The organism is Paraburkholderia kururiensis JCM 10599 = LMG 19447, from assembly GCF_003986935.1.
Taxonomy (GTDB): domain Bacteria; phylum Pseudomonadota; class Gammaproteobacteria; order Burkholderiales; family Burkholderiaceae; genus Paraburkholderia; species Paraburkholderia kururiensis.
Window position 1 is genome coordinate 1 of sequence record NZ_RJZE01000054.1, and the last position, 10,889, is coordinate 10,889.

A 10,889-nucleotide genomic window follows, 5' to 3' on the forward strand; every position below is an offset into this window, starting at 1 on the left:
GATGATCCTGCGCAAGCTGCGGCTTTTTTACGCCCTGATTCTCGTCGCTTTGCTTGGCTTCGAAACTGCTACGCAGTCGGCAGCGTGAACTCATTTGCCGAGCAAAATGAATTGTTCAGGGCCGACTACCTATGCGGGAGCGGCGTTTTTGTTGAGAATGGAACGAAGGGGGCACTTCTCTGGCAAAGGGAAGACGAACACGTCGATTTCAATGAATTGAAATCATTCTTGACAGGATCCGCCACGGAACATCGTCGGGATGATGTCATCCGTCTTTTCGAGAAATTCAACGACTATCATCCTACTGGCCCCTACTGGTACATGACTGTCATTGGTACGGATCCAGCATTCCAGGGGCAGGGCGTCGGCTCCGACCTGCTCCAGTATTGGTTGCGGCTATGCGATCAGAAGCAAATGACTACATACTGCGAGGCCACAAGCTTGCCCGCGGTTCGCCTGTATGAGCGAATGGGCTGGACTGTACTTGACAGCGTCAGCATGGCTGATTCACCGGCCTTCTATCCAATGATAAGACATCCGAAGTAATCTTGGGGATTTTGACGATTCCAGCGACGGAGCTCGAATGGTATGACCGGCGACCGCCTTGGCGTAAAGCTATAGAGCTACGTCCCGGTGGTGCGTGTCCGTCGCTGGTTGCACACTAGCGTCCCCAACTTCGCAGGCTACTCCGAAGTCGCTACGTTCAGACGATGCGAATCGCCTCATCCCGAGATTTCACGGATCGACACATATCCTCATAGATTGGGGGCGGCCGGAAGCGTCCATGGCATGAGCGCCGCGTAGTCGTTAGATGTCGTGGCAACCGGCAACTTCGCGAACGATCAAACCATACGCGTGCACCCTTTCATCGTCCAGAACAACAAAGCGGGGCGGCAATCTGCCGCTCCTTGCTCCGCCACCAACCCACAAGGCCCCCAAGCCATCCCCGCGACGACGGTCGGGCCCAAAACATACAACACTCGTTTTCACCCACCCCAGCTCCGACAGGCACACCTATCGTAGCTGAAGGGCACTTGCGCTAATCAGCGTCGGCAGGCGTTGGCAAGGCGCCATCCAGCTCCGTCTTGATCTTGCTGAACAGCGATTCGTCCGAACGCCTATTCACGACAAGAAACCATGCAAGCCCGACCAGAACGTATGCGGCGAAATACCATGGGAACCTGTCGGCCGGTGCCGCTGGCGTAGGATACACAGTCGATATTGCTGCCGGAAGAATGAACGCAATGGCGGCGAGCGAGACAAACACGTCACGTGCCCGCAACTCACCGCGATGCCTCAGATATACCGGCGCGGCGAGGGACACCAGGATATAGCTGACCAGAAACCCGTACGTCGCAACTGTACCAAATTGATCGAAAATATCGGAGGGACTGTTTCCCAGTCCGAGCATCAGCAGAAGGCTGGCGAGCATGGTCGCTGCCGCCATTGTAGCGGCGACGTGAGGAGTTCTGTTTGATATGTGGACAAGTTTGAACGCTGAGGGCAATATGCCATGCCTGCCCATTGCGAGTAAAACGCGCGCAGCGGCATTGATACTGGCCACGGCACAGGCGAAAAGACTGACAGTCACACCAATTGAAATCAGCGTGCCGAGCCATGCGAAGTTTACGCGCCCAGAAAGGTAATTGTATGGATAATTGAAGTTAGCAAGTCTCGCGCCGGATGCATTAAATCCCGCCACCTCCACGTAGGCCGTCGTGACAAAAAAAAGACCGCTCAGGAGTATGCCCAATGCGATCGCACGAGGGATGTTCCGAAGTGGAGATCGGGCTTCTTCCCCAAGGGAAGCCGCACTTTCGAAACCCACATAGCCGAAGATTGCCAGCATGAGGCCATCGCGAACACCTCGAGCGTTGAAAGAGGCAAGATCCAGTTGCAAGTAGTCCAGCAGTCCTTCATGTCGCAGCACTATGATCGCGACGGCAGTAATCGAAAGAACAGAGAACCCCTCGATTGCAAGCATGAGCCTTGCAGAAATCTTCACGTTCTTCCATGCGACATACCAAGCTATGATCGAAAAGAACAGGCCTATAACTCCGGCCGGTAAACGTATCCCCGCTACATTCATGAGCATCGATGCGTAACTCAACGCGCCCGACATAACGGCCGTCGCAGTGAGCAGATAGGCTGCAAGCAGACACCATCCCGTCAAAAAACCTGCGACACTGCCGAGCCCCCGTCCTGCGAAAGTGTAGAGTGAACCAGGCGAAGACGTGCGCTTGGCGAACTGATTGACATTCAGTCCTACCAATACGATTCCGACGGTTGCAATGACGTACGATAACCACGTGCCCTGACCAGCTGACGCGAACACAAGGGGTACAATGATCAGTGGGGTGACCGATGGTGATATGTTGGCCACCGATTGAGCCAAAGTTTCAGGAAAGGAAAGGCATCTTCCGTGCAGGCGATCGCGGGACTTCTCGGCAAAATCGGACATATCGTTTCCTTTGGCAGACGCCCTGCACGCGTTACGTTAAATGACTTTCCACGGTGAGAGTCAACGTGAACCCGCACGAGGCAAAATAACTTCCCAGGATCGTGAAGATCCACAAGTTAAATGCAGGATGGCGGCAAAATTCGAACATCGCGGCGCGGGCATGGACACCGTGGCGGCACAATCTCCAAACGCCGTTGCGCCGCCTCAGGAAGGGACGCGTCTACGATGGGAATGGCAGCCGGTTGCCGCTGCCACCCCACCGGCCTTCAAATCCGCCCTTATCCCTTCGATGTCATCGCAGTGATAAGAGCGTCGAGCTGTACCTTCGTAGTACCAGGCGTAACGATAAGGTGACTAACGTCTTGACTCGCCAGTTGCCATTTCGCCTTCACGTCATCTCGAACCGGCGGAAAGACGACCGTCAAGGCTGACGGATTTCGCCAGGCGCGCACGCCGCGCTCGCCCAGCTCGCGTACGGCGTAGCCCGCAAGCGCTTCGCATTGCTCAAAGCTGCGCCGCAGACCCTCGATTCCCATGCTACGAATTGCGTACCACAGCAGTATGGGAGCGTATGCACTTCGGGAGCCCCCGAGCGTCGAATCATGGCTGCCGATGTAGTCGATCGCCCTCGTGATACGCTCAACATGGGACCTGCGGGTAACGACAACGCCGCACGGCATTGGGGCGCCAATGAATTTGTGGCCACTGATCGTGATGGAATCTGCTCCGTCTACAAAATCGAACGTGGGACGTGGATTGATGAACGGCGCGTAAGGTCCGCATAGCGCGGCATCAGAATGCACGTAGACCCGATCAATGCCGATCTCTGCGAACGCTGCCCTGATCTTGCCGACGTTGTCCCTGCCCTCCTTCATGGTTGTCCCTATGTTGGCGACGACAACTGCAGGTCGGCCAGCGTGCGATTGAGCGCGCAGTTTCATGTCCTCATAATCGATCTGCCCAGAATCATCGGATTGCACGACCTCATACGCCAGATTCAGAAGCCGCACTGCCTTACTAACGCTGTAATGCGTGTCGCGGGAGAAGTAGGCAACACCCTCCGGATAGATCTCACGTCCAAGGTACAACCCGAAAATGTTCCCCTCCGTACCTCCGTTCGTGACGTAGCCCCAATAGTCGTCCGATGGAGCTCGAAAGAGAGCCGCAAAGAATTCGACCACCTCCCTCTCGAGATCTCGCGAATCCACACGATATATTCCCTTTTCGAATGGATCCCCAAGGTTGTTCCCGGTCATGGTCATAAATCTCGACAAACGACTATAATCGAAATGTTTGGCAAATGGATATCCAAGAAAATTATCATTTGCAGTCCTCATAGATTCATAGAGAGCATCAAGGCGAATCTCATCGTTCATGCTTAACATCCGACCTCCTTCACTAAAAGACTTGTCTAAACAAGCTTGCTGCCCGATCGGGCTTCTGAAATGTGGGTTCCTGATGGCGCGCTTGATCCGTGCGGCGTGCCGGACATCCTTCCATCCCGAAGGTTGAGCGGCGAAGGCAGTACCAGTGCAGTTCCCTCTGGATCGGCGCCTGCGTCTACACTGGCAGTGTGCGCGGAACGTCCCGGCAGTTCTCGCTCCATGCCGTTGCGTCGGACCTCGTCGAGGCGATAGCCCAGCGTGTAGATGGAACTCAGACGTACGCCGTTCTCCGGGCATAACCCAAGTTTCTTTCTCAGGCGGTAGATGTGCGTATCAATGGTGCGCGACACGTTGTTCAGCGACCCGCCCCATGCAGCTACCGATATGATCTGCCGGGACAGAACCTTCCCCACGTTGTGGAACAGAAACGTCAATAGAAAGAATTCTTTTGGCGTGAGGCAAACGGGTTCGCTTCGAAGCGTGATCGTCTTTTCGTTCAAGTCAAGCTCGAAATCGCCCACACGAATCGCCGGTAACGCACATTCGGTCGGCCTGTGCCGTCGACGCCATGCATCAATCCGCGTAGTGAGGTCTACTCCGCTAAACGGCTTCAGAATGTAGTCATCGAAGAGAAATTCCGGCGTTGACAGGAGCTCCATCTCCATTTTCCGACTGGCGAGACAAACGATGCCGAGTTCCGGGCCAGCGCGACACCGCATGCGCTCCAACAGCTCGGCACCTCTCGCCGCGCGCGGCAGCCAGTCCATCAGTACGAGGTTGACTGATTCGGAACACATAAGCTCGAGAGCCATGTTACCGTCATCCGTTCGGAAGACCCGATGGCCCATACATCGCATAAAGGCATGCAGTGCCTCGCAGTTTTGCACGTCGTCATCAACTAGCAGGATCTTCATGGCGGATATCCATTTCGCATTACATCTCTTCAAAAAGCTCCGTAACCTCCAGCCCGCGCACACGCCTGCGCTTCGGGTCAACGAGCGTCCCCGAAAGTAACACCTCCCTGTTTCAAAATTATGCAATTCGAATTCGCATTAAATTACGAATTTCCCTTAAAACAATTTAACAAACAAACGACAATTCGTCGTCGGCAGAAACGCGATTTTTTCAATTTGTGACTTTCTGCTACGGAATTGCCTGAACTTCATATAGGAATTCTCCTACAGCGGGCCGATGGACGCCCTTTCGTACGCGTTAAGGCAGAGGACTTTTTGCGGAGCGGAAACGGCGCACTGAGCGGGCCAAGGCGTGGAGGCCAAGGCCGTTTCCGCTCCGTAAAAAATTCTTTGAGCTAAACCGCTCCGCAGACGGTGACGACTATGGGCATTGAATCGTTGCGGTCGTAGGTCATCTCGCCAGTAGCGATGTTCGAGCCGGTGGGTATGTGGGGAGTTGCGTATGCGATGGCTGGTCGCGCAACTGATTTGACGAGATCGCGCGGTAAACGCAAGCGGCGACGCGGTTGGACGGCTGCGTGTGGCACGAGCAGGCTTACCGTGTTCGCCGAAACAGCGCGGACACGGCGGATAGTGTGGGGCATCGCGTGTTTCATACGGCCGCCTGCGCCGGCGGCGCTCGTGGCGAAGTGCTCGGTAGCCAGCGCGCGATGTCGAACATGTGCCCTTGGGAACAAGCCGGACACACGCGCAACGAGCGGCCGGTCAGCGCCTCGTAGTGGTCGCGATAGTCGGCCGGTGGCGAGCAGGTGTCACGCGCTGGCGATTTGGCGTCTAGCAGGCGGCGACAGGTCGCCAGTCGCGCTTCGCGCAGGCGATTGCTGAGCAGACCGTAGTGACGGATGCGCTGGAGTCCGTGTGGCAGCACATGCTGCAGGAAGCGCCGGATGAATTCCTGCACGGGCAGGCGCATCGTGCGTGGCTTGTCCGCTCGGCGATAGTCTTTCCACCGAAACGTCACGTGCGAGTCGTCGCACGCGAGCAGGCGGTGATTGGCGATCGCAACGCGATGCGTGTAGCGGCCCAGATAGTCGAGCACTTGTTGCGGGCCGCCGAACGGCGCCTTGGCATAGACGACCCAATCGGTGCGACGCGCGTCGGCCAGCGCGCGGGCGAATGCGTCCGGCTCGGCCAGCGGCGCGAGCGACGCGCAGAACTGCAAGGCGCCGGTCTCGAAGGCCTGCTGCAGGCGCGCGAGAAACAGCCGGCGGAACAGGCGCGAGAGCACGCGCACGGGCAGGAAGAAGCCGGGGCGGCAGGCGACCCAGCGTTGCCCGTCCGGCGACAGACCGCCGCCCGGTACCACGCAGTGCAGGTGCGAGTGATGGACCAGGTTCTGCCCCCAGGTATGCAGAATCGCGATGAAGCCGATTACGGCGCCGAGGTGGCGAGGATCGGCGGCGATCGTCTGCAGCGTTTCGGCGGTGGCCTGAAACAGAATCTCGTAGACAACGCGCTTGTTCTGGAAGGCCATCGCGGCCCGATTCGGGCAGCGTGAACACCACGTGGAAGTACGGCACCGGCAAGAGGTCGGCGTGACGGTCGTCAAGCCATCGTGCGCGGGCGAGCGACTGGCACTTCGGGCAGTGCCGGTTGCGGCACGAGTTGTAGGCAATCCGTTGATGGCCGCAGGCATCGCATTGCTCGAGATGGCCGCCGAGCGCCGTGGTCCGGCATTGCTCAATGGCACGCATAACGCGATACTGGGCGCGATTGATCGCATCGGCATGCTGGTGCCGATAGGTCGGGCCATGGCGGCGCAAGATGTCCGCCAGTTCCAGCCGGGGCGACATGATCGCCGCTCAATCGCTGGCGGACGAGGACTCGGGTGGCGTGAACGGGGTGACTGACTGGGGAAGCCGGTCGAATGGGCTGGTGGTCGCGCACACGGTGCTGGTCGCGACCTTCAAATAGCGCGATGTGGTGGCGAGGCTGCGATGACCGAGCAGCAACTGGATGGTCCGCACGTCGGTGCCGGATTCGAGCAGGTGCGTGGCAAACGCATGGCGCAGCGCGTGCGGCGTGATGGGCTTGCGGATGCCGGCGCGTTGGCGAGCCTTCTGGCAGACTCGCCACAGTATGCCGGCACTGATCGGCTGATCCGGGAAGCGGCCGGGGAATAGCCAGTGTTCAGGACGACCAAGGCGCCAGTACTCGCGCAGGATCTCGAGCAGCCGCGGCGACAGCATCACGTAGCGGTCGGCCTGTCCTTTACCCTGGGCAACGCGCAGCACCATGCGCTGGCTGTCGATGTCGCTGACCGTCAGGTGGGTCGCCTCCGAGATCCGCAGTCCGCCGGCGTAGGCGGTCATGAGGATCGCGCGGTACTTGACGCTACGGATCGACTCGAAGAAGCGCATCACTTCGTCCGGGCTGAGAATGACCGGCAACGTGCGCGGTACCTTCGAGGTGGCGATCTCGTCGATCGTCCAACCCCGCCTGAGGGTGACGTTGTAGAGAAAGCGCAACGCGGCGGTCGCGACCATCAGAGTGCTGCCGGCGCGCCCGGCCTCGACCAGATACACCTGCCAGGCTCGAATCTCCTCCGGGCCGAGCTGCTCGGGCGAGCGTCCGAAATGCCGCGCGAAAGCGCGCACATACTGGACGTACACCCGCTGGGTATTGGCCGCGAGGTTGCGCACGCGCATATCCTCGATCATGCGTCGACGTAATGCCGTCATGGTGGGTCTCCTCGAATCGGACCGGGCAGCCCGCTGCTGCCGGTGCCACATTCGAGAAGCGTCGCACCTTTGATCGTGCGGTGACGCTGAATTACTACCCCTACCGCGTCAGCGGTTTAGTTCAAAAACCGTTATCAAGATAATACTGCGGCACCGGTGGCCACCGTTCCGGTTACCTCCATGGTGAGACTTTGCGGGAGAACCCGTCATGACAACCCTGCGTGGCGCCCACGGCGCGCTGCACCTGATCACCGAGCTCGACGAGGCCCGCCAGGTCCGCCGCGCCCTGCGCCTCGAGGCCACCGTCGACGGCAACCTGCTGCTCACCGACGCCGACCTGCGCCGCCCCGGCCGTCCCCGCGTGCGGCGCTTCGCCATCACCCCGGCCGAACTCGTGGCCGCGATCCGCCGCCACGGCCTCGCGCTGGAGAGCACCGATGTCTGAGCTTCCCGTACCGGCCCCGTCCGAAGGGCGGCGCCTGAGCGCCGCGCATTTCCACGCCCTCGCGGCCGTGCCGCCCGAGACCGAGTGGTTTGCCAACCTCGACAACCCCCACACGCGGCGCGCCTACCGCAACGACCTGCGCGACTTCATGGCCTTCACCGGCATCGCGCGGCCCGAGGAATTCCGCGTGGTCACGCGCGCGCACGTGCTCGCCTGGCGCAAGGTGCTCGAGGATCGCGCGCTCACGGGCGCCACCATCCGCCGCAAGCTTGCCGCGCTCTCCTCACTGTTCGATTACCTGTGCGAGAAAAATGCCGTCGACGCCAACCCGGTCAGGGGCGCGAAGCGGCCGAAGATGGACAGCCATGAGGGCAAAACGCCGGCGCTCGGTGACCATCAGGCGCGCGCGCTGCTCGACGCGCCCGACGCATCGACCCTGAAAGGCCTGCGCGACCGCGCGCTGCTCTCGGTGCTGCTCTTTCACGGCCTGCGCCGCGAGGAGGTGTGCCGCCTCACCGTGCGCGACGTGCACGCCCGCCGTGGCGTGCTTCACCTGCGCGTGCACGGCAAGGGCAGCAAGATCCGCTACCTGCCGCTGCATCCGGGCACGGCGGAGCGCATCCACGCGTATCTGGAAGCAGCGGGCCATGGCGGCCTGCCGGCCGCGCCGCTGTTCCAGCCCGTGAAGCGGGCCACCGGTCACGCCATCACGCCCGATGGCGTCTACCGGGTAGTGTGCGCCTATGCGGCACAGGCAGGGATCGCCGTCGAAGGCCTCGGCGTGCATGGCCTGCGCGCGACAGCGGCCACCAACGCGCTCGATCATGAGGCCGACATCGCGAAGGTCCAGGAATGGCTCGGCCACGCCAGCATCGCCACCACGCGCCTCTATGACCGGCGCAGGAGCCGGCCCGAGGACTCACCAACGTTCAGGATTACGTACTAGCGGCGCCACTTCCCCGGGAGCCATCGTTCGCGGACCGCGCGTTGTTGATCTCCATCAACGACGGATAACAGGCACCGGCGACGATAACCACCACACGGGCCGGTTCGGGCCCCGATACATTGGGGGACATGCATGCAGACAGACGATGGCGGCGCGGCAACGGTCCGCGTCATGGTGATCAGCCCCAGTCCGCTGGTATGCGCGGGCCTCAGGAGTGTGTTCGGGACGGCCGGCGATATCGCCGTCGTCGCGGAAATCTCCGGTCCGCTCACGGCGCAGCCGGACATCGGCACGCGGGACACCGACGTGGTGCTGCTCGACGCCCTGGCGCTCCGGGAACCCGCCGGCCCCATGATCCGGCGCGCCCTGCTGCATGCCCATGCGCCGGTTCTCGTGTTCACGATGCGCGACAGCATGCCGGGCATGGTGCCGCTGCTGCGGGATTACGCGAGGGGCTACGTGGCCAGGGAGAGCGCACCGGAGGTCCTCGTCGCCGCCATCCGCTGCGTGGCCGCCGGCGGGCAGTTCACCGATCCCGCCCTGGCCGCGGGCAGGACCGCGCTGTGGGCCGACGGCCTCCAGGCGCTGTCCAGCCGCGAGCTCGAGGTGCTGCGCTGTCTGGCGCGCGGCTACACCGTCGCCCGTACCGCCAGCGCCCTGGGGCTGGCCAGCACGACCGTCTACACCCACAGGACGAGCATCATGCGCAAGCTCCAGCTGCACGGCAGCGCGGATCTCGTCGCCTTCGTCATGACAGGTAATATTCCGCACACCTCTTTCAGTTCGCAATCCGTATAATCGGCCTCCCCCGCGCCGGCGGCCGGCGCGGCATGAACGGAGACAATGCCTCACCATGCTGGCCGGCTATGCGCGCGTGTCAACCGATGAGCAGCACCTGGATCTCCAGCTGGCCGCCCTGACGGAGTACGGCTGCAAAGTGATCTTCCGCGATCACGGCTGCTCCGGCGTCGATGCCCGGCGCCCCGGCCTGCTGGCCGCGCTTGAGGCGCTCGGGCCCGGCGACACCTTCGTGGTGTGGCGCCTCGACCGGCTCGGCCGCTCGCTGGCCGACCTCATCGACTGGATGGCCCGCTTCAGTGAACAGGGCGTGCGGTTCGTCTCGCTGACCGAGTCAATCGACACCACCTCCCCCACCGGCCGCTTCATGTTCCACATGATCGCCGCGCTCGCCGAGTTCGAGCGCGGACTGATCACCGAGCGCACCCGCGCGGGGCTGGCCGCCGCCCGCGAGCGGGGCCGCGCGCCGGGCCGCCCGGCCGCCCTCACGGCCAACCAGCTGGCGCAGGCGCGCGCCCTGCTGGCCACCGAACCACTCGAGGCCGTGGCCCGCCACTTCAACGTCCACCGGCATACCCTGCGCCGTCATCTGCGCAGGACTGGCACCGGCTGAGCGCGCGCCAGGGGAACGCGGCGGGCCGGTCAGATCTCGAATGCTGCGCGGTCGCGCCCCGCGATCCAGGCAGGCGCCCGCCCCCTGCCGCTCCACGTCGCGCCACTCAAGGGGTCACGGTACTTCACCGGCGGGGAGCCTTCCATCCCCCTGCCGCGGGGCGTCATCAGATCTTCCGGCGTGATGCGAAATTCCGTCATCAGGCCGCGGATCGTCGCGAGTGCCCCGTTACGCAGGACCTCCCGTTCGGCCGCGATGCGCGCGTCCAGCTCGCGCAGCTCGGCGAGCAGTTCCCTGTACGTCTTCGTCATGCTTCATGTTCCCCGGCTGCCGGCCGTGTGCGGGGCGCGCGCGCCATTCATTCGCCGGTCGGCGTGAGCCGGCTGCCCGGCAGCGGCCCGGAGAATGCAGTTGTTGAAGATGGTCCCGACTGTCAGAAGCAGCTCGATGTCATCCGCAGCGCAGTCGCTGCCGGACATGAAAAACGTCATTACAGCACGCGCAGCAGCGTGAGGATCGTGTCGGGCGTGGTCTGTCCGGCCCGCACCGCTATCAGCGCGAGGTGATTCCACGGCGAAATGGAGCG

At 61.8% G+C, this 10,889-nt stretch carries 10 protein-coding genes and 1 pseudogene; 5 read left to right on the forward strand and 6 right to left on the reverse strand.

Annotated features, from left to right (window positions below; genetic code table 11):
• Positions 1–84 precede the first annotated feature (84 nt).
• Positions 85–546: a GNAT family N-acetyltransferase gene (locus PKKP23_RS34880; RefSeq protein ID WP_126879964.1), complete on the forward strand. Its 462-nt coding sequence runs from the start codon at positions 85–87 to the stop codon at positions 544–546.
• 493 nt (positions 547–1,039) lie between these two features.
• Here PKKP23_RS34880 and PKKP23_RS32550 read toward each other — a convergent pair whose 3' ends face one another.
• From PKKP23_RS32550 to PKKP23_RS32570, 5 genes and pseudogenes are all read right to left on the reverse strand, one after another.
• On the reverse strand, positions 1,040–2,461 hold the full coding sequence (locus tag PKKP23_RS32550) for an APC family permease (RefSeq protein ID WP_126879965.1): 1,422 nt from the start codon (positions 2,459–2,461) through the stop codon (positions 1,040–1,042).
• Between the two features lie 278 nt (positions 2,462–2,739).
• Entirely contained in the window at positions 2,740–3,837 is a 1,098-nt protein-coding gene (locus tag PKKP23_RS32555) for a histidine decarboxylase (RefSeq protein ID WP_205703034.1), read from the reverse strand.
• Between the two features lie 35 nt (positions 3,838–3,872).
• Positions 3,873–4,760: a response regulator transcription factor gene (locus PKKP23_RS32560; RefSeq protein ID WP_126879967.1), complete on the reverse strand. Its 888-nt coding sequence runs from the start codon at positions 4,758–4,760 to the stop codon at positions 3,873–3,875.
• Between the two features lie 652 nt (positions 4,761–5,412).
• Positions 5,413–6,613, reverse strand: a pseudogene (locus tag PKKP23_RS32565) (IS91 family transposase).
• Between the two features lie 9 nt (positions 6,614–6,622).
• On the reverse strand, positions 6,623–7,501 hold the full coding sequence (locus PKKP23_RS32570) for a tyrosine-type recombinase/integrase (protein WP_126879968.1): 879 nt from the start codon (positions 7,499–7,501) through the stop codon (positions 6,623–6,625).
• A 208-nt stretch (positions 7,502–7,709) separates the two neighbouring features.
• Between PKKP23_RS32570 and PKKP23_RS32575 the strand changes: the two genes are divergently transcribed.
• The 4 genes from PKKP23_RS32575 (at position 7,710) to PKKP23_RS32590 (ending at position 10,303) form a co-directional block, all read left to right on the forward strand.
• Positions 7,710–7,946, forward strand: a complete 237-nt coding sequence (locus PKKP23_RS32575) for a hypothetical protein (protein ID WP_126879969.1) — start codon at positions 7,710–7,712, stop codon at positions 7,944–7,946.
• Positions 7,939–8,892 (forward strand): tyrosine-type recombinase/integrase, encoded by a 954-nt coding sequence (locus PKKP23_RS32580; RefSeq protein ID WP_126879970.1) that lies wholly within the window; start codon positions 7,939–7,941, stop codon positions 8,890–8,892. Before PKKP23_RS32575 ends, PKKP23_RS32580 begins: the two co-directional genes overlap by 8 nt.
• A gap of 132 nt (positions 8,893–9,024) precedes the next feature.
• Positions 9,025–9,690: a response regulator transcription factor gene (locus PKKP23_RS32585; protein ID WP_126879971.1), complete on the forward strand. Its 666-nt coding sequence runs from the start codon at positions 9,025–9,027 to the stop codon at positions 9,688–9,690.
• 55 nt (positions 9,691–9,745) lie between these two features.
• The gene (locus PKKP23_RS32590) at positions 9,746–10,303 is read left to right on the forward strand and encodes a recombinase family protein (RefSeq protein ID WP_126879972.1); all 558 of its coding nucleotides are present in this window, start codon (positions 9,746–9,748) and stop codon (positions 10,301–10,303) included.
• 29 nt (positions 10,304–10,332) lie between these two features.
• Here the strand turns inward: PKKP23_RS32590 and PKKP23_RS32595 are convergent, their stop codons facing one another.
• Entirely contained in the window at positions 10,333–10,614 is a 282-nt protein-coding gene (locus PKKP23_RS32595) for an H-NS histone family protein (RefSeq protein ID WP_126879973.1), read from the reverse strand.
• Between the last annotated feature and the right edge of the window lie 275 nt (positions 10,615–10,889).